Below are 20,605 nucleotides of genomic sequence, written 5' to 3' on the forward strand. Positions count from 1 at the left end.
AAAATGTCGGCGCCCAAAAATATAAAAGGTCCTGCAGAACAACTGGGAGATACAGTGAAAACACAGGCAATACAAAAGGGTAGTGAAAAAATACAGGAAAAAGCAAATCCGAAAGTTCAGAAAATAACCCAAAAGCTATCCCAAGCACAGGCTTATTCAGGCATGGCGCAAAATGCCTCCGGTCTTTTTATGAACCAGGTTGTACAGCCTACAGCTCCTTCTGTTATAGAAGATAAAGTATGGTCCAAGCAACCTACTTCCAAAATACATAATGCGAATGCGCTCCCTCAAAGCCAGATCATGGGTATCAATAGGGTGGTGAAACTTGATATTATTATTGAAGGAAAAATTGTAAAACATTTTAAACACTTTAAGCTTAAACAGAGTGCTACAAGACATCATGAATTCGATTTAATGCTCGCTCATGATACACTGGGAAATCCGGAAAACCATAACCTTGAAGAAGCCCAAAATTTCCTTGGAAAAAGAATCACTGTCGTATTTAAATACAAAGACGTTGAAGATGGACCTGAAAGAAGTTTTGTAGGGGTTATTACCGAAGTAGGTTTTAGCCAGGAGAAGGGCAGCCTTGGAAATGTAGTACTTACGGGATCAAGCCCTACCGTTCTGCTTGATGCGGCTCCTCATATCCAGAGCTTTGGAGGAGGTAAAGAAATAAGCTTAAATAGCATCGCAGATCAGGTTATAAAAGAAGGATTGGGACAAAATAAGTTTGACTTCCGGGTTGATTCACAACATGGAAATGTCTCTTACAGCTCCCAATATGAGGAAACCCATTATAATTATCTTGCAAGAATTGCCGAAGCCTATGGTGAGCAATTCTATTATGACGGTGAAGTTCTTCATTTCGGAAAATTGCCGCCTCAGGAAAAACCAATCAAGCTTACTTATGGCAGCAGCGTTCAGGATATAAAAATAAGAATGAAGGCTCAGCATGTTAATCCTACTTTTTATGGGTATAACAGCAGTAAGAATGAAAAACTAACCACTGGTAATTCAAAAATTACCCATACTTCAGATATTGCCAAGCGTGCATACGAAATTTCAGAAAAAACATTTACAACGCCATCTCTGAGAGTAGCTCCGATTAAGGCTTCATCATTTATGGACATTGACGCATCCCAAAAAGGTACTGCGGGAAGTAAAGCATCCAGTGTTTTCATTACTTCAGGAACCACTACTGTTCCTTTCCTGTATCCAGGATGTACTGCCGATATTGAGATGCGGAAAACAGACAGTAATGAAACCTCTTATTTCACGAAACTCATGATCATAGATATGACTCATGAGGTAGATGCAAGAGGATATTATACAGGAACATTTGATGCGATTGCATCTGATACAGGATTTATTCCACGGCCGGAGTTTGAAACCCCTAAAGCAGAACCTCAGTTTGCCAAAGTGATCTCCAATACCGATCCCTTAAACCAGGGTCGTGTACAGGTACAGTTTGACTGGCAAAACGGATCTGCAACCACGGAATTTATCAGAGTGATGACTCCCGATGGTGGAGGAAGTGAAAAAGTAAGCAAAAATCGTGGATTTATGGCCATCCCTGAAGTCGGCGATCAGGTTGTGGTTAATTTCGTTCATCAACATCCGGACCGTCCTTTTGTTATGGGAGGTATGTTTCACGGAGGTGTTGGCGGTGGCGGTGGAGCAGGAAATAATATTAAAAGCTTAAGCAGCAGAAGTGGTAATAAACTGGAATTGGATGACGGAGCTGGTTCTGTTTTTTTAACGGATCAGGGAGGTGCGAATATGAAGTTTGATGGTGCCGGTAATGCAACGACCAATGCCAATAATAATAAGACAGTAAAAGTAGGTAATAACAATACAGTAAATACAGGTAGCAAAAATGTCATCAATGTCGGAAGTAAAGATGGCGGTGGTGCCAATTCTGTATTTTCAATGGATAATGCCGGAAATATATCTTTAGAATGCGACACGAATGTAACCATCAAGACAGGTGCCAGTTCAATTACATTAAAAGCTGACGGAACAATTATCCTCAGCGGAAAGATCATTGGAATCAGTGGAGAAGGAATCGGAGTTGTAGGTACCAAAGGAATTGATCTTTCATCTCCTGCCAATCATCTCGGTGGCGGACAGACCAAGATCGATGGTGGGGACGCATTTATTAATTAAACAGATCTATGAGTGAATCATTCAACATAAAAGATAAATTTTCTGAACAATATACTCTTATAATAGATTCAGATATTAAAGCGGTAAATGTACACATGATTTCCCGTTCTCAGTTAAGATGGGATTTCACCGTTCTACAGGTAGCAGAGGATCATATTAAAGTAAAAATAATTGTTCTGGACCACATTCTTCTTGAAGCCAATAATCCTCTAATTAAAGAGGTGGCAGCACTTACGAATGCGTTTTCCAGGTTGTATAATGAATTATATCTGACCATAAATAGTGAAGGCAAAGTCGTGGAAGTTTCCAATATGAATGTCATTCGTTCAAAGTGGCAGCAGACCAAGGCTGAAATGGAAAAGATTGCAGAAAATAATCCTGAAATTAAAAATGCGATTATCTTAAATGATAACATCTTCCAGGATGAAAAGAAGCTGATAGAAGGCATTCAGAATAATGAATTTTTCCTGATGTATTTTAATAAAATCTATGGACGGAAAATCCCGGGAAATTACAAGGAAAATGCATTAAACCTTTTTAATTCAGCCAATGTACACTGGAGTTTTGACCTGAAGAATAGCAGTAACCCATTACTGTCTTCCGATGAAATGATTGTAGAACTTTCCGGAGAACCATCCATTTTATTGAACATAGGATTTTATAACCGGGCGTATATTCAGTTTTCCAATCAGATCGATGTTTCCAAACTGGAAACCTCACTCAATGAAAAAGGGATTTACAGAACGGAAAAATCTACAGGAAGAATCATAGAAGCTTCCCTTACGAGAGAAGAAATTGCCGATCCTGAAAATCTTTATGCAAAATTGAAATATACATTTTATAGCGACGAAATTCTTAAATATAAAATGTCAGATGAATACAATACAGCGACTTCCTGATGTAAAGTCTTATATAAAGAGCATTTCTATAAGAAATTACCGCCTCGGATTTAATTTAAAATTCGACAGGAAAAACTGTATTAAAAGCTTTTTCATCTTTATGGCTAAAGAATATGAAAAAGATCAGGAGAAATTTATCAGAAAAACCGTTTACGGAATTGAACATCAGCGGATCGATGATAGAAACAGGATAAAAGCCCATACTCGAAAACAAACCCTAAAAAGACTGTAATATGGGACATAAGATTATTACAGAAAAAGATTTTTGGATGTGCTCCAGTGGTGCGATGCCTGCACAACTACAGGGAACCAGAAAAAGCAATAAAAAAAGCTCAGGAGAAGTCTATATCACTGTAGCGGATACCGCTACAAGCAGCTGGATCGATTTCGGCTGTACAAAGAATATGCTTTGGGCTGCACTTTTAACTGCTGTGGCTGTAGTGGTAGTAGTTGCATTGATCGTTGGCACGGGAGGAGTTGCTGCTATAGGTCTTATCGGAATGATGGCTATAGGCGCAGCTGCTGGGGTTGCAGGAGGAGTTATTGCAGCCGTAGACGGAGCATTGAAGTGTGGGCAAAAAAATGCGACGGCAAGAACATGGGATGCCAGTAAAAATAATCTTCTTCTTACAGGCACTCCAGGTATTACAGGAGACCGTACCATGACCTGTTCTATAGGTGGAGTGGTGAAATTTGCTCCTGAAATCAAAAGCTGGACCCATGCTTTAGCTTTGGGTAGCTTTAATTATGTTACTCAGCTTGCAGGCTGTGCCCTTGGTGGTGCGGCGGTAGGAGCCGGAGGATTTCTTGCATCAGGATTGGCAGGCGGATCACTAGCCGTAGCAGCGCCAACCTTTTCCAGTGTTCTCTCAAACGTTGCCGGAAGTTTTACCGGAATTTGGGGAGGCAGCCGTGCATTGTTCGGATTAAATGCGCTGGCTAATGAGCATGCTTATGGAAATGTTCAGGATGCCGGGGACGCCGGAGCTGTTTTAGTCAATGGAGGAATTCCGGAAATTGGTATGGGACAGCGTATTTTTACAGGACAGGCTCATCCTTCTGACTATCTTCTGTTTTTATATTTATTAAATATAAAAGTAAAGGAACCTGCACCGCCCATTAAAGAGCAGAATAGTGGAGGCGATAAAGATGGAAATAATACTTCTAAAGAAGAAGGAAACAAAACGCCTGAAGAAGAAGGAGCTAATGGAAGCAAAGGACAAGGAGAAACAACAACAAAACCCAATGAAGGAGGGGAAGCAAATTCTTATGAAAGTAGTCAGCCTGGCGATCCGCCTGGTACCTATAGGGATAGCAATGGAAGATTAAAAGATTCTCAAACTCATAAATTCGTTAAGGATCCTAATGCCCAGGTTGCAGAACCAACCGAACCTAATCCTAATAACCCAAATGATACAAATCGACCAAGCTGGAGAAAAAGTGAAATTGATGCGGAACAAATGTATCCTGGTTATGATACTCAAAAAAGTTTCATTGATGGCAAAGAAGTGCCGTATGGAACGGAAGGAAGTACAAGGCCTGATTTATATAATACAGGACATAGTGTTGAGGTGAAAAATTATGATGTCACATCTAATACGGGTCGAAGAAATTTAACGAATGAGCTTAACAGACAATATACAGACAGATTACAAAATCTTCCGCCAGGAACAAGACAGACAGCAGTAATTGATGTTAGAGGTCAAAATATGTCTCCTGAGGCATTAGTTCAGTTAGAATCTAGTATTCAAAAGAGTTGTCCGAATCTGGAGGTAATTTTTATTCAATAATTAATATATTTATAAAAAATAAATAATGACAGGATTAAAGGTAGGACCTATATTTTATAAGATAGGCACGGGTGATTTTTTACATTCTTTTTTTTCTACAATTGCTTATAATCTGGAAAATAATAAATGGGGCAGTAGATTTCCATTGCTAATGAATGAATTGTATTATAAAACTTTACCCGCAGATAAGGTAGATGAAGCAATTAATGAATTAAAAACGATCCAAAAAGAATTGGAAGAATATTCACCATCTATGATAGTGTGGGATATTGAGGATCTGTCGAAACAACCACCTTGGGGAGATAATATTGCCGAAAGAATAACCGATCTGTCCAATTATTTTTATACCAATGATGGTGAAGATCTTTTTAATGTCTTCTATAAAGCCTTTGATGCTGCAAAAAGTGTTAATAAAGATATTAATATCCATAGTATGTAATCTTTACTAGAAGTATATTAAAAAACAAAGCTTACCAAGAGAAATGAAGATTTATGGAATATGAAGATTTAGAAAAAGACTTACAAGCTGAAATAGAAAAAGGAGAAGAGATTGCGATTGAAAATATTCAGAATGGCGTGCGGTTTTCTCCATTTATTTATTTTGGTGAAAAAAATATTAAAAAGATGATTGCGGACTCTTTGGATGAAGCTATTGCAATGGCAGAAGAAGAATAGAAAGCATTGATGAAGAAACGGTGGTTTTAATCTACAGTAATAAGATTACTCTTAAAGACGGTAGTTTTGATGCTATTGTTTCTCAGGTATATAATGTTGATGAAGGTTCAGGGTATTCTTTTGGCCTGGTTTATAAAATAGAAGATAATAAAATGAAATTTCTTAATAAAAGAGTGTTTCTGGGAAATGTAAGGAACTGCCTTATTTTTTAATTTAAAATATACAACCCCATATAAAATATAAATCCTAAAAACCAGATATGGGAAATAAGATTATTACAGAAAAAGACTTCTGGATGTGCTCCAGTGGTGCAATGCCTGCACAATTGCAGGGAACCAGAAAAAGCAATAAAAAAAGCTCAGGAGAAGTCTATATCACTGTAGCGGATACGGCTACAAGCAGCTGGATCGATTTCGGCTGTACAAAAAATATGCTTTGGGCTGCACTTTTAACTGCTGTGGCAGTAGTGGTAGTAGTTGCCTTAATTGTAGGTACCGGAGGAGTTGCTGCTATTGGCCTTATCGGAATGATGGCTATAGGCGCAGCTGCTGGGGTTGCAGGTGGAGTTATTGCAGCCGTAGACGGAGCGTTGAAGTGTGGGCAAAAAAATGCAACAGCAAGAACATGGGATGGAAGTAAGAGCAATCTAATACTTACAGGAACTCCAGGTATTACAGGAGACCGTACCATGACCTGTTCTATAGGTGGAGTGGTGAAATTTGCTCCTGAAATCAAAAGCTGGACCCATGCTTTAGCTTTGGGTAGCTTTAATTATGTTACTCAGCTTGCAGGCTGTGCCCTTGGTGGTGCGGCGGTAGGGGCTGGAGGATTTCTGGTCTCGGGACTGGCAGGCGGATCACTAGCCGTAGCAGCGCCAACCTTTTCCAGTGTTCTCTCAAACGTTGCCGGAAGTTTTACCGGAATTTGGGGAGGCAGTCGTGCATTGTTCGGATTAAATGCGCTGGCTAATGAGCATGCTTATGGAAATGTTCAGGATGCCGGTGATGCCGGAGCTGCTTTAGTCAATGGAGGAATTCCTGAAATAGGCATGGGAAAACGTATTTTTACCGGACAGGCCCATCCGTCCGATTATCTTCTTTTCCTATATTTGCTTAATATTAAAGTGAAAGAGCCTGCTCCGCCTATAAAAGAATCAAACAGCGGTGGTGATAAGGATGGAAATACTCCTTCTGATAATGACGGAAATACCTCTAATAAAGAAGAAGGAAAACCAAAAGATGAAGGTCAGCCAAAGGACGAAGAACCACCAAAAGACGAGAAACAGCAAGCGGCAGAGGAAGATGGACCTAACGGAAATAAAGGACAAGGTGATGAAGGGCAAAACAATTCCGGAGAAAATAAAAAAGGTGATGCTTATGAAAGTACACCCCAAAAACCTAGTGATAAATTAATTGCTGATACAGAGGCGAAGGCTAAAGAAATTGTAGAAACTCAAAGTGCTAAAGAAAGGGGACCATGTTTATCAGGCGTATATGATCCTGCAACAGGTAAAACCTTTTTTGGACAAAACTTTAAAAATAACGTAACAGGCAAGAATGCTTATGAAAAATGGTTGAGTGATCCTCCTGAATTGGGTGGTGCAGATCCTCTTATCAAACAAAAAGTAGCAGAGTACGAAGCTAAAATTAAAAGTGGTGAAATAAAACTTCCTGAAACTGCAGACAACCGATTAGCAGCTCACTCTGAAATAAGAGCTTACGATCAGGCTTTAAAAGCAAGAAGGGAAGCCGGTCTTCCGGTAGATGAAAATTCAATCCGGGAAATGGATCTTCACAATAGGGATTTACAGAATAATGCAATTAAAAATAATAATGGAACACCTCCTCCTAAGGTAAGATGCCCTCATTGTGGTTTCCTGACAGATGGAATAAACACTCATGGACATAAATAATAAACTTATATGATTGACAAAAATGCAGAGCTGAGATTAGAAGATACTGATGATCGTTTGTATACTAAAAATGATAGTAACGGATTTGCTGTATATTTTTTAGATAAAGAATGTAAAGAACCCTTTACGGGAGAAATATATGTAAAATTCAAAGATGCTATAGAATCTGAAGCCCAATATAAGAATGGCTACAAAAATGGGATCGAATATATCTATGATTCTGACGGAAATCTGGAGCAGGCTAATGAAAACAAAGGCAATGTAATGTATGGTGTTTCAAAAGAATATGATGAAGATGGGAATATTGTAAATGCAAGCATCGTTTTTAATAATGAGTATCTGAAATCTATTGAACTTATTGATGGGACATTTCAGGAAACAACTTCTTACCAGGATAAATTCGGAGAATTTTTGCCGGATTATATACGGGAACTGTTAAGCCTTTCCAAAGAAGAATTGTTTAATTATGAATTTAAACCTGATAATCCGCATCTTAATTATAGTAAAAAATAAAGAAGACCTGAAAAGGTCTTTTTTTATTTGATGGAACTTTAAAATTAAAAATCTCATCTTTAATTGTAGAACATAAATATTCCTATTTTCTTATATTTGTTCATTATAGAAAATATGGACGCAACTCAAGATAAAAGGTTATTTCTCATCGATGCTTATGCGATGATTTTCAGAGGATATTACGCATTGATCAGAAATCCAAGGTTAACGAGTACGGGAATTGATACTTCGGCTATTTTTGGTTTTACAAACTCTCTGATCGAATTGATCAGAAGAGAAAGACCTACGCATTTGGCAGTGGTGTTTGATGTAGGACAAGCCAGTGTAAGAACAGATGATTTTGCAGATTATAAGGCGAACAGAAGTGAAACCCCTGAGGCGATCAAGATTGCCGTTCCGTACATTCACAGGATTTTGGAGGCAATGCATATTCCTTACTTAGGGGTTGAAGGATATGAAGCGGATGACGTAATCGGTACCATTGCCTGCAAAGCAGAAAAAGAAGGATACACTACTTTTATGGTAACACCGGACAAAGACTTTGCCCAATTGGTTACCGATAAAATCAAGATTTATAAACCAGGTTTAAAAGGAGGAGATATAGAAATTCTTGGTGTAGAAGAAGTAAAAGCTAAATATGAAATCGATGATCCGAAACAGGTCATTGACTTCCTGGCGATGATGGGGGATGCCGTAGATAATATTCCGGGATTAGAAGGAGTAGGAGAAAAAACCGCGATGAAATTCCTGAAAGAATACGGAAGTATCGAAAATCTTTTAGCCAATACCCATCAGTTAAAAGGAAAGTTGAAAGAAAAAGTAGAAGCATCGGCAGAAAGAGGAATTTTATCTAAAAAACTAGCCACCATTATCTGTGATGCTCCTATCGAGTTCCATCAGGAACAATACGATCTTGAAACTCCTGATTTTGAAAAAGTAAAACAGGTTTTTGACGAGATAGAATTCAGAAGATTATATGAAAATCTTTACCGTGCTTTTGCTCCTACAGAAACTGTTGTGGTAAGTGAGGTTGAGGTTACACAGACTCCTGCCGGAACTCAGGTAAAGGGTCAGGTTACACAGCTTGATCTGTTTGCTACTTATGAGGAATTGGATCAGGCGACTTCTACAAAATCAACAATAGAACACAACGAACATTTATACCAGTTTATAGATAATCCTAAGGCACAGAAAATCCTTGTTAACAATTTATTACAGCAAAGGGTAGTATGTTTTGATACCGAAACAACTTCTTTAAATGAGTTGGAAGCTGAATTGGTAGGAATGAGTTTCTCCTATAAGAAAGGATTGGCTTATTACATACCTTTGTCAGAAGATCAAGGAGAAGTGCTGCAAACATTAGAAATTTTCAGACCTTTTTTTGAAAAAGAAGATCTTCTTAAGGTAGCCCATAACCTGAAATTTGATTACAAGATATTAAAGCAATACGGCATTACTGTAAAAGGTGCAATGTTCGATACTATGATTGCTCACTATCTTCTGAATCCGGACGGAAGACACGGAATGGATTACCTTTCAGAAGTATATTTAAATTATAAACCTGTTTCCATAGAAACCATTATTGGTAAAAAAGGTAAGAAGCAGGGAACTTTCAGAGACGCGGATTTAAGGACACAAACAGATTATGCTGCGGAAGACGCAGATGTAACGTTCCAATTATATGAGCTTTTTGCTCCGCAATTGAAAAAAGAAAACCTTGAAGACCTGTTTTTTAAAATAGAAATGCCATTAATGGTCGTTCTTGCAAAAATGGAGCTGGCGGGGATTTCTCTTGATGAAAAATGGTTGGCTCAGGAAAGTATTGACCTTGAAAACGATCTGAAACAGCTTGAATCTAAAATTTTCGAGTTTTCAGGTGAGGAATTCAATATGAACTCTCCTAAGCAATTAGGAGAAATATTATTTGAAAAGATGCAGCTTGATCCGAAAGCTAAAAAAACTAAAACAGGGCAATATGCTACTTCGGAAGATGTTCTTCAAAAACTTTCTTCAAAGCATGAGATCATTCAGCATATCCTGGAATACAGAACCTATCAGAAACTGAAATCAACATATGTAGATGCCTTACCATCCCAGATTGATAAAGATGAGCGTGTACATACCAATTTCTCGCAGACAACTGCTGCAACCGGACGTCTGGCAAGTGTAAATCCGAATTTGCAGAATATTCCGATCAGAACATTGAGAGGACAACAGATTCGTGGTGCATTTGTTTCCGGAGAAGGAAAGAAAATCATCTCAGCCGATTATTCTCAGATCGAATTACGTCTGATTGCTGAGATTTCAGGTGAAAATAATATGATCAAAGCGTTCCAGGACGGTGAAGATATCCACGCTTCTACAGCTGCGAAACTCTTTAAAATTCCTTTGGAAGAAGTATCCAAAACACAAAGAGGGCAGGCTAAAACAGTTAACTTCGGAATCATTTACGGTCAGGGCGCTTTCGCACTAGCAGAACAAACAGGGCTATCCAGATCAGAAGCCAAACAGATGATCGAAGCTTATTTTGAGACCTATCCGAAGCTGAAAGAGTATATGGCTGAGCAGGTTAAAAAAGCCCGCGAGCTAGGATATGTAGAAACTATTTTAGGAAGAAAGCGTCATTTAAAAGATATCAACTCCAATAACTTTGTTGTGCGTGGCCATGCAGAGCGGAATGCCGTCAATGCTCCTGTTCAGGGAAGCGCGGCAGATGTTGTAAAAGTGGCAATGATCAAAATTGACAAGCAATTGGATGAACAAAATCTTCAAACCAAAATGCTGCTGCAGGTACATGACGAATTGGTGTTTGAATCACCGATCGAAGAAATTGAAGTTGCTACAAAACTTATCAAAACCGAAATGGAAAGTGCCATCGAAACGCAGGTTCCTTTATTGGTTGAGGTTGGAGTAGGGAACAACTGGCTGGAAGCCCATTAAAATACAATTGTTTCCTGTAACAATAAAAAAATGCTGAATTCAATTCAGCATTTTTTCGTTGATAATTATTGATCTTAAAGGATTGGTTCCAAATAGGTGAACTGTATCGATTTACTATTCCAGAATACAGATGATTTTTTTTGGACACCATTGATTTTAAACTCAATGGGTTTGAATGGAATTTGAAAACTGTCGATGCTATAACTTCCATTTGTTTGTCCAAGAAGCAGTAGTTTTTGTTCAGGGGCTAATTTAACCATGTTAAGAAACTCTCCGGCAGCTATACCTATTTGCCCTAAGGTTAATAAAACACTGATAGGACATTGTATCTGAAATTTAGGATCCAAAAGAAGACTATGAAGTGGACTTGGTTGTATAGATGCATTATATAATATATCATCGGGCTTGATATGTAAAAGAAGGTTTTCTCCTTCACGTGCTGAGGTGATAGATATTTTTGATACGGACTCTGGTATACTAATGTCAATATCACTTGATACTCTTTTATCATAATCGGAAAAGCAAAAGAAAATATGTCCAAGGTCCACAGGCTTTAACTCAAGATTGGACTGCAGAGTAGCATCGACATTACCATAGTATTGCATGCTCATTTCTGAAAGATCCGGATTAAAACGGAGGAATTGAAAATGAACAAACGCTTTTCCGTTACCGGATATTTCTCCTTTAAATCTTCCCAAAGCTAAGAAATCCAGGGTTTCCCGCCAGACGTTACAGGCTGCTACTTTGGCTTCATTTTCAACCTGATGAGCAATACGAGCCGTTTCACGGGCAGTCTGCCAAATGACTCTTTGCGCCTCTCTTCGTACTCTGCATGCAGCCCTTGTACTGTGACATATCGGGTCCCATCTGGAGCAGCTCCAGTTACAACTTGGGCCGTTAAAATCAGGATATTTAAAATCAGTTCTTACTTTCTGGCAGTTGATATCACCTCTTTTTACTTCCAGCTTCTCATTGAATGAAGTCTGAGGAATAATGAAATTCTGTTTTAAAATAATAGGAGTGGAAAAGGCTTCGTTGAAAATCGATGAAATCTCTGCTTTACTTACATTAGCCGTTACTGAAGATTTTGCATCAATAGGTTCAAAAACGCTTAGCCATAAATTGTCATACCTTTCACTAAATGATTTGAACAGTTTAGATAATTCAGCTTCATTTCTAGGTTTGCTTTGAGAAATACTTATTAAGTCATTAATTAAAGGCTTTTCTTTTGTTAATTCAGCCATTATCGAAATACCTGTGGATTGTATTCTTACCGATGATTTTTTTACAAACCGTGATATTCTTATGGAGTCAGCGATAATTTCAGTGTCCGGATTTTTAAACATTTCCTTTAGGCTAAGCTGATAAGATTGTCCCCAGCCAATATTAATAATTGTTGGCTTTTTAAAAATTTGCCCGTTTACATTGTCGATATAATTTTTAAGAATGGGGGAAAGCAATTTTGCCAATACCTTTTGTGATATTTTGGGATGTTTCAAAAATTTAATGCTTTCAATTTTTAAAGAAGTTAAAGCACTTCTCAGGTATAAAGAATCTGATTTGGTAGAAACAGCAGTAACCCCTTTGAAATTCCCCGTGGCTTCTATACTATATTTAGGAAACCTGACTGAAAAATCAGCTTCTACAAATATTCCCTGTTTATCAAAGGATAGTTTTGGAGTTACATTTTGTACCAGGATGTTCTCATCATTTATCGCTTCCGCTGCTTTTTTGATCTCAGGAGGTAAATATTGCAGAATAATATCCCTATCTATATTTACTCCTATATGGGGGCTGAAATCAGTAAGCTCAGAAAGGTTTTTTTCAACCGAGGTATATTGCTGGTCGATGGTAGAAACAGGCGGAAATTTTTTATTCAATGCGGTTTTTAGCGGAGTACAGCTGCCTAGAAAAAGCAAGACGCTGAATAGGCTTAAAGTTTTTGATAAATAATTTTTCATGGCTCTTTGTTTTGGTTAGTCTTATCTCTAAACAAAGTTGGAATAATCACCATTCAGTTTCAATTACCCTTTTTCGCTATTTTTTAAAATAAGAAAAAGCCTTAAACTATTGTTAAGGCTGCCATTAATAAGGTTAATTTTTTTAATAGAATTGAGAATCTATTTAGCTTTTGAAAGTGCCATTTTCACAGCGAGAAAAACCAGTACACTGGCCATAAACCATTTTTGTATTCGTACCCAGAGAGGATTTTTAGCAAAAAAGGAAGCTACTTTTGCTGCGGTCAGAACAATGATGAAATTGATGGTGAAACTTGTGAAGGCCTGTATCATCCCTAATTCAATGCTTTGTGTAAAAATAGAGCCATATTGAGGCTTTATAAACTGTGGGAAAAAGGAAAGATAAAAAACAGCAACCTTTGGATTAAGAACATTCGTTAAAAAACCAACGGTAAAGAGTTTTCGGGGACTGTCTATGGTCATGTCCTGATCCACATCAAAGATGTTCTTACTGTTGGGTTTGATAGCCTGATAAGCAAGGTATAAAAGATATACTGTTCCCAATGTTTTTAAAATAATATAAGCGTATGGAACAGCAAATAATACAGCGGTAAGTCCAAAAGAAACCATGACAATATGAAATAAAAAGCCACAGACCACACCGGCAAGAGAAATCAGTCCCGCTTTTTTTCCCTGTGTAATGGATCTTGAAATCAAATAGATCATGTTAGGCCCGGGACTTATGACCAGAATAAGCGCTGCCAGAGCGAAAAATAAAAGATCATGGATAGGAATCATAATTTTTCACAAAGGTATAAAAATGCATTAAAAGGAAAGTCTAAATACTATTCCGATCTTGCTTTTTCACTTCATAAAACTTTTTTACAGGTTTTTTTAATCAAAAAGAGTAAAAAATAGATAAAAAGATTTTTCATTTCGACAAAATTTGTAAATTTGTCAAATGTTTCTATACAGAAAATTAACCAGATGAGTCAACCACTTTCACAGGAAGAAATTTTAAAAAGCCAGATTTTACAGACCGCACAGGATCTGTATCAAAGGTATGGAATTAAAAAGGTGACGATGGATGATGTAGCTAAAGCTGTGGGAAAGACCAGAAGTGCTCTTTATTATTATTTCAAAAACAGGGATGAGCTTTTTGAGGCAGTTATGATTTCCTTAGTAGATGAAGTGAAGGATGAGCTGGAAAAGATGATTTATAAAGAAGAAACTTTAGAATCGCGCATCCGGGCTTTTTGTTTTGCTAAAGTAAAGGGTTTTAAAAAGACCAGAAACTTTATAATAGCTATTGAAGCACGTATGGATAGCGAGGAACGCTCTAAATATTCTGATATTATATGGGAAATTCATCAGAGGATGATGCGTTCTGAGACTGCTTTGTTAAAAAAAGTAATTCGCGATGCTGTAACAGCAGGTGAAATTAATGAACCTGATTCCACAGCTCTAGATGTTCTCTTGTTTGTTTTACTGAGCAGCATTCGTGGGATCCGACGTGAATCAGTTAGTGAGAATTATAAGGATCAATGGGAAGATGGTGCAGAAATGTTTGCCCAAATGATTGTTGAGAAGATAAAAGGATGATTTTTTTTATTTAAAATTTGACGTTTTGATGATTTTTGTCAAATAGTTAGATTGGAGTTGTATTAGTAATTAAAACAAGATATTATACATAATGAATATCAGCAGTGTAAGCACATTCAGGGCTTTTAAAAGTGACAATTTCAAATATTATTTTGCAGGACGTTCCATATCCCAGTTTGGAACATGGATGCAGCGAACAGCTATTGTATGGCTCATCTATTCGCTTACCCATTCTTCGTTTATGTTGGGGGTTACAGTGTTTGCTGAGCAATTTCCTTCATTCCTTTTTTCTTTTGCCGGAGGGGTTGCGGCAGACCGGTTCAACAGGAGTACGATCATACGATGGACACAGATTGCGGCAGTATTGCAAACCTCATTACTGGCGGTCTTATTTTTAGCCCATCATATTGTTGTCTGGCAAATTCTGGCTTTAAGTGTGGTGTTGGGAATAATCAATGCTTTTGATGTTCCGGCAAGGCAAACAATGATCAGCCAGGTAGTGATGGAGGAAAGTGATGTTCCAAGTGCACTTTCTCTCAGCTCTGCAACATCAAGTATCAGCAAGGTATTAGGTCCTGCAGTTGCGGGTTTTGTATTAGAGCATTGGAATGTCGGTTTTTGTTTTGTACTTAATGCAATTGGTTTTATGATTGTAATTGTCTGTTTTTCGATGATGAAGTTGCCGGCATATGAAAAGAAAACAACGCATAAAAAAGTACTCTCAGAATTCAAAGAGGGGTGGGTTTATCTTAAAAATGAGTCCAGAATCGGCTTGGTAATTCTTATGCTTTCCCTGATGGGTTTACTGGTTTTACCTTACGATACTTTAATTCCTGAGGTTGCTAAAATTACTTTTAAAGGAAGTGCATCCACTTTTGGATATATTTCAGGATTTATAGGCTTAGGAGCTGTTTCAGGAACCATTCTACTGGCCTCACTCAAAAGAAATGATAAACTCAGGTTCTATCTTGTTCTGAGTACAGCAGCCCTTGGTTTGGGGCTTATTCTGTTTTCGCAGTCAACAAATTTTTACTGGGCAATGCTGTTTGTGGTCTTTACAGGATTTGGAAGTGTGATGCAACTGACCAGCTGTAATATTATCGTGCAGTCCGAAGCGGCACCTCATATGAAAGGGAGGGCGATCAGTATTTTATTAACGGCTATTTTTGGAATGCTTCCGTTGGGAAGTTTAGTCACAGGATATGCTTCAGAGCATATAGGAAGTAGTAATACACTCCTGATTCAAGGAATACTCGCAATCCTGATAGCAATATGTTTCTACAGGTTATTTACAATTCCTGAAAAAAATAAAGTATCCTCTCCGGAAAAAGAGGAATTCACTCGTGAAACAATTTAATATTAAAAAAATGCAAGAAACAAACAAAAGCGCTTTGCTGGTAATGGATATACAAAATTCTATTTTACAGAATATTGACGATCCGAAGCCATTAGTCAGCAATATTTCAAAAGCCATTTTTCATGCGAGGTCAAACGGGATCCCGGTTATTTATGTTGTGGTTGCTTTCAGACCCGGAGCTCCTGAGATCAGTGAACATAACAAAACTTTTTCCAGATTTGGAAACAAAGAAATGTGGACTCCGGAATTTGCAGCACAATGGCAGGAGATTCACCAGGAAGTCCTACCTGAAAAAGATGAAGTGATCGTAACAAAAAAACGGTTCAGTGCATTTACAGGAAGTGATCTGGAAGTTGTATTAAGAGGAAAGGAGATCCGACATCTTATACTGACCGGCATCAGTACTTCGGGAGTAGTATTATCTACTTTACGGGAAGCTGCAGATAAGGATTATGAATTGACGGTGATTGAAGATTGTTGTGCAGACAGGGATTCTGAAGTTCATCAGGTACTTACTGCTAAAGTATTTCCTATTCAGGCCGAGGTGGTCAGTTTGGGTAATTGGATAGGATAAAAAATTAAAACTCCGGATAATAATCCGGAGTTTTGATTTTTTCTTAGTTCTCATTTATTTTAATGGAGTTTTCTTTATATTTTCCACTTCTTTCTCCATTCTGTTTTCCCAGCCTTTTCCATTTCTTTTATCCAAGTAGGGCTGCACTGTTTCTTTATATTTTTTTTCGCCTTTTACTGATATAAAGATCAGTTTATTTCTCATCGTTAAATATTTGATCAGCGGTCTTTAAATAAAATTTGATAAACTTTTAAAATAATAAATCCAATCACAAAAAGTGCTATAGCAAGAACAATAGCCCTAAAATAAAGCTTTTGATATGCCGGATAATCAGAAGGAACTTTAAAATCATCAGCTGACTGAATCTTATTTTCCTTCAATATTTTTTCAATTCTGGCAGCATCTTTTTTATTGAAGTAAAATCTGATATCACCGGAAGCAGTTTGCATTTCAGAATCAGTCCAGTATTCAATATTAGCTTCGCAGAGCTTGCTTTCGAAGTCTATGGATTTTCGGAAAGGAATGTAAATCCGGTATTGTTCGTTATCAAAAATGGTTGGTTTCATAGGTTCTCAGATACTGTATATTAGTTCACGATTCCTATAGCCAGAAAAACGATCAGCATAAAACCTGTAATACCTAAAATAAAAATGGAAAATTTCTTAATATCTTCAAAACTCCTTCCTTTTTTTAAGATCAATCTTCTGAAGCCGTTTGATATTAATGAGAGTAATGCTGTGATAAAGACCAGTCCCAGAGCAGAGCATACTCCCGGCCCGGGAAATGTTTGTAAGGTATTTTTATTTCCGGAATGAGGAAGAAAATCATACAGGAAAAGTGCATTCCACGCAATAATCAGCAATATAGGGACTAAAGGTTTTAAAGGAAATCCACCCTGCATTTGCTGTTCAATAATTGTATAATTCTTTGGAGGTGCAGTATTTGCTTTAGCTGCTAAAAATCCGGTTTTTTCTATTTCATTGATTATTCCTGCAGGATCTCTAAAGGTCCAGAAAATAACATTTGAATTGTACTTCTCAACGCGATGATCGATTTTGATTCCCTGTCCGATCAGAGGAATTGAAGTGTACGGCTTTATAGAGATAATATCCTGAGGTTGGAAAACGAGATTGCCTACCAGGGAAGCATTAATCTTTAGTATATCTGCATCAACATACAGGTCAGCAAATGGATAAGTGGCATTGGCAAGACCAATCCTTGCACCACCTGTTAATGTGAAATTTTTTTCCATAATTATAAAACTCGTTTTTGTTGTTCACTTTCACGGATTGTTTTCTCCAATCTGGATATCCTGGTTTTCTCCTGTTTGGCAGACATGATCCAGTGCAGCATGACTTTCTTATATGATGGTGCTTGATTACTAAAAAAATCCCAGGCTTTTTTATTCGATTTGAATTGTTTTTCAAAGGCAGGACTTAATTCGGCCAGAGCATTTTCATGGGAATATATTGCTGTTTTTTCCTGTTTTCTCAATGCAAATGCTTTGAGACCCGCTGTTTTCATTAATCCTGCTTGAGTCAGATCTTCAACCTTTTTTATATTGATCGCACTCCAGATGCTTGTCGGTTTTCTGGGAGTAAAGCGGATGGTATATTTTTCGTCGTCTACACTTTTTCTTACTCCATCAATCCAGCCATAGCATAAAGCCTGGTCTACAGATTCCGACCAGGTCATAGAGGGTTTCTTTGTCCCTATTTTATAAAATCCTACCAACAGTTCTGTTTTTGTTTCGTGGTTCTTTTCGAGCCATTCCCGAAAATCCTGTGGTGTTGAAAAAAATTGTATTTCCATCCGTTACTTTTACTTTTTTAAAGATGTTTTCAATTCTCTGAATACTATTTTCCGGTAATATTTTCTAGCTTTCCTCATAAGTTCAGGGGTAGAAATATTTTCGTTGACCTGCATCCCGTTAAAATAAAATTTGGTTCTATGGCTGTTAATACTTCGCATGGCAAAATCAAGATCTCGTAATGTATCCCGGTCAATCACTAACTTGTTGATTTTATAGAAGTGAATGTTATTGTTGCGGAAACCGGGATATCTTTCCAACATTCTTTCACTCATTGGGAAGATGGTGTCGAAAATGATATTGTTATTTTTAAGTTTGTCTACAATTTCTTCCTGTGAATAATTAACTGTAATATGGCATTTTGAACATTGCAGATTACCACGGCTTACGGTATAGCTGAAGCTTGGCGGGGGAGAAGTAGCCATCAAAACAAACAATGAAGGAATTAAAATAAAAGTTGGATGAAGATATGATATTTTGATCCTGTGTAAGTTGTTTGCTCTTTGAATGATGAAATAGGGGATGGGCAAGAACAGCAAAGCCAGCAGATCAGAATAATCAACAACTCTTGTTACAGGAATCAATGCATATTGATTATACCAATTGATCGCCCCTTCGGAATAACCGGATTTCCAGAATAGAAAGAGTAAAGCACCAATCCATATGGAATAAATTGTAAGTCTCGGAAAAATATAAGACAGGAGTAAAGGCAGGATGATAATTCCAACAACATCCGAGAGTTTGCCTGTAAGGAAGTTTGCGAATTCATATTTAAAAAAATGATCATTCAGAAACAAAATGAGCAGACAGACTACAAATATATAATTGAGAAGAAGATATTTATTTCTTTGGATTTTCATCAGATATCAGTTAATATTCAAATCCGAATTTACACAAATTACAGAGAAAAATAAAAGCAGATGATATTTCATCTGCTTTTATTCCTACCGGATAAGGCCGGTGTGTCTCAATTCTTTTTCTTTACAGGATCTTTCCGGGTGTTGAATACAATAATATTATTGGTCTTAAGTCGGTTAACTAACCATGTTTTTAATTTTTCTTCATCTATCTTGGTTTCCGACTGATAAATAAAAGCAGTTTCCAGACTTGTTGAATCCGTAGTAAAATAATTTTGGAGTTTTCCGATAGCCATCTCCTGAACCTCCGGGAAGAGGATCTTTACTTCTTTTACCAGTTCAGGATTATCCATTTTATAGAGGTTCAGTTCATTCTTTAATTCATTCACCTGAAGATCCTTTTCTGTAATATTGGTTTTTTGAAGATTGATTTCGCTTAAGATCTCTTTTTTAAGATCGCTGGTGTTTTGTTTAATAACGAGATTGGTGTTTTTTATCCCAAAATCCTGTAATGAAGTATTAAATTTCTTTATTTCCGTACTGTCGAATTTTGTAGATAAAAAAGCAAGCTCAATGGATTTGGGATTGGCATTATAATCCACTTTTTTATAGATTACAGTGTATCCTTTTTTTGAAAATTCTTCATTGATGAAGTTCTCTACATTCTGGTTGTATTTTTTTTGGTTTAAAAGGTTATAAGCCAAATAACAACTCGGAACAATCATAATAATGATCAGGATCGAAATGCCATAACGTATTCTTTTTTCAAACGCTTTATTGGTGGTTTCTACAGCCTGATATTTGAGAGATTTTATGATCAGGAAGGTAGAAATACAAATAAAGAAACAGTTGATGGTATACAGGTAAAATGCCCCTGCCACAAAAGACCAGTTTGCAGTTGCAATACCGAATCCTGCAGTACACAATGGAGGCATTAACGCTGTTGCGATGGCCACTCCCGGAATGGGGTTTCCTTTTTCAATTCTTGTGATGGATATCGCTCCCACAATTCCACCGAAAAAAGCAATCAGGACATCATAAATATTAGGCGAAGTCCTAGCCAGCAGTTCAGACTGAATATCTTTGAACGGACTTAAATAAAAATATAAGCTTGAAACTGTTAAGCTGACCACCGTGGCGATCAGCAGATTTTTCATGGATTTCTTTAAAAGACTGAAATTAAACGTAGCCAAAGCAAAACCTGCTCCTACAATAGGTCCCATAAGTGGGGAAATCAACATGGCTCCTATAATTACAGCTGTTGAGTTTACATTTAATCCTACAGACGCAATAAGTATAGCACAAGCCAGAATCCATAAATTGGCTCCCCTGAAGGATACATTACTTGTCACATTTTCAAGAACAATAGCAGGATTTTCTTCTCCGTTATGGAGATTTAAAAAATTGGAAATCGTTTTTCTCATTTTTGTTGTGTGTTATAAGGGTGAAGAATAAAATCTCATTACTTCACTTTTTCGCAAATATAAATGTTTAGGATATAATTCCAAAAAATAAATATGAGTATAAAACACAATCTATGATTTCTCTG

21 protein-coding genes are annotated in these 20,605 nt (G+C 37.2%); 13 read left to right on the forward strand and 8 right to left on the reverse strand.

Annotation, left to right across the window (positions count from 1 at the left end; all coding sequences use genetic code 11):
- The first annotated feature begins 3 nt into the window (after positions 1 to 3).
- The 10 genes from G9C87_RS19060 (at position 4) to polA (ending at position 10,898) form a co-directional block, all read left to right on the forward strand.
- Positions 4 to 2,169, forward strand: a complete 2,166-nt coding sequence (locus tag G9C87_RS19060) for a type VI secretion system Vgr family protein (RefSeq protein ID WP_410499559.1) — start codon at positions 4 to 6, stop codon at positions 2,167 to 2,169.
- 8 nt (positions 2,170 to 2,177) lie between these two features.
- Complete coding sequence (locus tag G9C87_RS19065) at positions 2,178 to 3,068, forward strand: hypothetical protein (RefSeq protein ID WP_172284105.1); 891 nt, start codon at positions 2,178 to 2,180, stop codon at positions 3,066 to 3,068.
- Positions 3,043 to 3,300 carry a hypothetical protein gene (locus G9C87_RS19070; RefSeq protein WP_172284107.1) on the forward strand — a complete coding sequence of 86 codons (258 nt, stop codon included), beginning with the start codon at positions 3,043 to 3,045 and terminating at the stop codon, positions 3,298 to 3,300. Before G9C87_RS19065 ends, G9C87_RS19070 begins: the two co-directional genes overlap by 26 nt.
- Position 3,301: 1 nt before the next feature.
- Positions 3,302 to 4,858, forward strand: coding sequence for a hypothetical protein (locus tag G9C87_RS19075; RefSeq protein ID WP_172284108.1), 1,557 nt, complete (start codon positions 3,302 to 3,304; stop codon positions 4,856 to 4,858).
- Between the two features lie 25 nt (positions 4,859 to 4,883).
- Positions 4,884 to 5,297 (forward strand): immunity 70 family protein, encoded by a 414-nt coding sequence (locus tag G9C87_RS19080; RefSeq protein WP_172284110.1) that lies wholly within the window; start codon positions 4,884 to 4,886, stop codon positions 5,295 to 5,297.
- A 53-nt stretch (positions 5,298 to 5,350) separates the two neighbouring features.
- Positions 5,351 to 5,533 carry a hypothetical protein gene (locus G9C87_RS19085; RefSeq protein ID WP_172284112.1) on the forward strand — a complete coding sequence of 61 codons (183 nt, stop codon included), beginning with the start codon at positions 5,351 to 5,353 and terminating at the stop codon, positions 5,531 to 5,533.
- Between the two features lie 20 nt (positions 5,534 to 5,553).
- Complete coding sequence (locus G9C87_RS19090; protein ID WP_172284114.1) at positions 5,554 to 5,745, forward strand: hypothetical protein; 192 nt, start codon at positions 5,554 to 5,556, stop codon at positions 5,743 to 5,745.
- 47 nt (positions 5,746 to 5,792) lie between these two features.
- A complete protein-coding gene (locus tag G9C87_RS19095; protein ID WP_172284115.1) occupies positions 5,793 to 7,445 on the forward strand; it encodes a hypothetical protein in 1,653 nt (550 codons plus the stop codon).
- 9 nt (positions 7,446 to 7,454) lie between these two features.
- Complete coding sequence (locus G9C87_RS19100) at positions 7,455 to 7,958, forward strand: hypothetical protein (protein WP_172284117.1); 504 nt, start codon at positions 7,455 to 7,457, stop codon at positions 7,956 to 7,958.
- Between the two features lie 114 nt (positions 7,959 to 8,072).
- On the forward strand, positions 8,073 to 10,898 hold the full coding sequence (gene polA, locus G9C87_RS19105) for a DNA polymerase I (RefSeq protein ID WP_172284119.1): 2,826 nt from the start codon (positions 8,073 to 8,075) through the stop codon (positions 10,896 to 10,898).
- Between the two features lie 74 nt (positions 10,899 to 10,972).
- Here polA and G9C87_RS19110 read toward each other — a convergent pair whose 3' ends face one another.
- On the reverse strand, positions 10,973 to 12,859 hold the full coding sequence (locus tag G9C87_RS19110; protein ID WP_172284121.1) for a hypothetical protein: 1,887 nt from the start codon (positions 12,857 to 12,859) through the stop codon (positions 10,973 to 10,975).
- 159 nt (positions 12,860 to 13,018) lie between these two features.
- The gene (locus G9C87_RS19115) at positions 13,019 to 13,654 is read right to left on the reverse strand and encodes a LysE family translocator (protein ID WP_172284123.1); all 636 of its coding nucleotides are present in this window, start codon (positions 13,652 to 13,654) and stop codon (positions 13,019 to 13,021) included.
- A 189-nt stretch (positions 13,655 to 13,843) separates the two neighbouring features.
- Here G9C87_RS19115 and G9C87_RS19120 point away from each other — a divergent pair, with 189 nt between their 5' ends.
- The 3 genes from G9C87_RS19120 to G9C87_RS19130 all read left to right on the forward strand — a co-directional run bounded on the left by G9C87_RS19120 (position 13,844) and on the right by G9C87_RS19130 (position 16,389).
- The gene (locus G9C87_RS19120; RefSeq protein WP_172284124.1) at positions 13,844 to 14,458 is read left to right on the forward strand and encodes a TetR/AcrR family transcriptional regulator; all 615 of its coding nucleotides are present in this window, start codon (positions 13,844 to 13,846) and stop codon (positions 14,456 to 14,458) included.
- 91 nt (positions 14,459 to 14,549) lie between these two features.
- Entirely contained in the window at positions 14,550 to 15,815 is a 1,266-nt protein-coding gene (locus G9C87_RS19125) for an MFS transporter (protein WP_194304279.1), read from the forward strand.
- Between the two features lie 10 nt (positions 15,816 to 15,825).
- Positions 15,826 to 16,389: a cysteine hydrolase family protein gene (locus G9C87_RS19130; protein WP_172284126.1), complete on the forward strand. Its 564-nt coding sequence runs from the start codon at positions 15,826 to 15,828 to the stop codon at positions 16,387 to 16,389.
- Between the two features lie 54 nt (positions 16,390 to 16,443).
- Here the strand turns inward: G9C87_RS19130 and G9C87_RS19135 are convergent, their stop codons facing one another.
- From G9C87_RS19135 to G9C87_RS19160, 6 genes are all read right to left on the reverse strand, one after another.
- Complete coding sequence (locus tag G9C87_RS19135) at positions 16,444 to 16,593, reverse strand: hypothetical protein (protein ID WP_172284128.1); 150 nt, start codon at positions 16,591 to 16,593, stop codon at positions 16,444 to 16,446.
- 14 nt (positions 16,594 to 16,607) lie between these two features.
- Positions 16,608 to 16,955, reverse strand: coding sequence for a hypothetical protein (locus tag G9C87_RS19140; RefSeq protein ID WP_172284130.1), 348 nt, complete (start codon positions 16,953 to 16,955; stop codon positions 16,608 to 16,610).
- A 20-nt stretch (positions 16,956 to 16,975) separates the two neighbouring features.
- Positions 16,976 to 17,641, reverse strand: coding sequence for a hypothetical protein (locus G9C87_RS19145; protein ID WP_172284131.1), 666 nt, complete (start codon positions 17,639 to 17,641; stop codon positions 16,976 to 16,978).
- A 2-nt stretch (positions 17,642 to 17,643) separates the two neighbouring features.
- A complete protein-coding gene (locus G9C87_RS19150) occupies positions 17,644 to 18,201 on the reverse strand; it encodes a YdeI/OmpD-associated family protein (protein ID WP_172284133.1) in 558 nt (185 codons plus the stop codon).
- A 9-nt stretch (positions 18,202 to 18,210) separates the two neighbouring features.
- Positions 18,211 to 19,059: a hypothetical protein gene (locus tag G9C87_RS19155; protein WP_172284135.1), complete on the reverse strand. Its 849-nt coding sequence runs from the start codon at positions 19,057 to 19,059 to the stop codon at positions 18,211 to 18,213.
- Positions 19,060 to 19,166: 107 nt separating this feature from the next.
- A complete protein-coding gene (locus tag G9C87_RS19160; protein WP_172284137.1) occupies positions 19,167 to 20,480 on the reverse strand; it encodes a DUF389 domain-containing protein in 1,314 nt (437 codons plus the stop codon).
- Positions 20,481 to 20,605 lie beyond the last annotated feature (125 nt).

The organism is Chryseobacterium sp. LAM-KRS1 (genome assembly GCF_013184525.1).
Lineage (GTDB): Bacteria > Bacteroidota > Bacteroidia > Flavobacteriales > Weeksellaceae > Chryseobacterium > Chryseobacterium proteolyticum.

Bases quoted from the DNA above. Each gene is read 5' to 3' on its own strand.
- G9C87_RS19075 (WP_172284108.1), top strand. From the start codon at position 3,302: ATGGGACATAAGATTATTACAGAAAAAGATTTTTGGATGTGCTCCAGT.
- G9C87_RS19070 (WP_172284107.1), top strand. From the start codon at position 3,043: ATGAATACAATACAGCGACTTCCTGATGTAAAGTCTTATATAAAGAGC.
- polA (WP_172284119.1), top strand. From the start codon at position 8,073: ATGGACGCAACTCAAGATAAAAGGTTATTTCTCATCGATGCTTATGCG.
- G9C87_RS19080 (WP_172284110.1), top strand. From the start codon at position 4,884: ATGACAGGATTAAAGGTAGGACCTATATTTTATAAGATAGGCACGGGT.
- G9C87_RS19110 (WP_172284121.1), bottom strand. From the start codon at position 12,859: ATGAAAAATTATTTATCAAAAACTTTAAGCCTATTCAGCGTCTTGCTT.
- G9C87_RS19125 (WP_194304279.1), top strand. From the start codon at position 14,550: ATGAATATCAGCAGTGTAAGCACATTCAGGGCTTTTAAAAGTGACAAT.
- G9C87_RS19115 (WP_172284123.1), bottom strand. From the start codon at position 13,654: ATGATTCCTATCCATGATCTTTTATTTTTCGCTCTGGCAGCGCTTATT.
- G9C87_RS19145 (WP_172284131.1), bottom strand. From the start codon at position 17,641: ATGGAAAAAAATTTCACATTAACAGGTGGTGCAAGGATTGGTCTTGCC.
- G9C87_RS19085 (WP_172284112.1), top strand. From the start codon at position 5,351: ATGGAATATGAAGATTTAGAAAAAGACTTACAAGCTGAAATAGAAAAA.
- G9C87_RS19065 (WP_172284105.1), top strand. From the start codon at position 2,178: ATGAGTGAATCATTCAACATAAAAGATAAATTTTCTGAACAATATACT.
- G9C87_RS19095 (WP_172284115.1), top strand. From the start codon at position 5,793: ATGGGAAATAAGATTATTACAGAAAAAGACTTCTGGATGTGCTCCAGT.
- G9C87_RS19130 (WP_172284126.1), top strand. From the start codon at position 15,826: ATGCAAGAAACAAACAAAAGCGCTTTGCTGGTAATGGATATACAAAAT.
- G9C87_RS19100 (WP_172284117.1), top strand. From the start codon at position 7,455: ATGATTGACAAAAATGCAGAGCTGAGATTAGAAGATACTGATGATCGT.
- G9C87_RS19060 (WP_410499559.1), top strand. From the start codon at position 4: ATGTCGGCGCCCAAAAATATAAAAGGTCCTGCAGAACAACTGGGAGAT.
- G9C87_RS19155 (WP_172284135.1), bottom strand. From the start codon at position 19,059: ATGAAAATCCAAAGAAATAAATATCTTCTTCTCAATTATATATTTGTA.
- G9C87_RS19160 (WP_172284137.1), bottom strand. From the start codon at position 20,480: ATGAGAAAAACGATTTCCAATTTTTTAAATCTCCATAACGGAGAAGAA.
- G9C87_RS19140 (WP_172284130.1), bottom strand. From the start codon at position 16,955: ATGAAACCAACCATTTTTGATAACGAACAATACCGGATTTACATTCCT.
- G9C87_RS19150 (WP_172284133.1), bottom strand. From the start codon at position 18,201: ATGGAAATACAATTTTTTTCAACACCACAGGATTTTCGGGAATGGCTC.
- G9C87_RS19135 (WP_172284128.1), bottom strand. From the start codon at position 16,593: ATGAGAAATAAACTGATCTTTATATCAGTAAAAGGCGAAAAAAAATAT.
- G9C87_RS19120 (WP_172284124.1), top strand. From the start codon at position 13,844: ATGAGTCAACCACTTTCACAGGAAGAAATTTTAAAAAGCCAGATTTTA.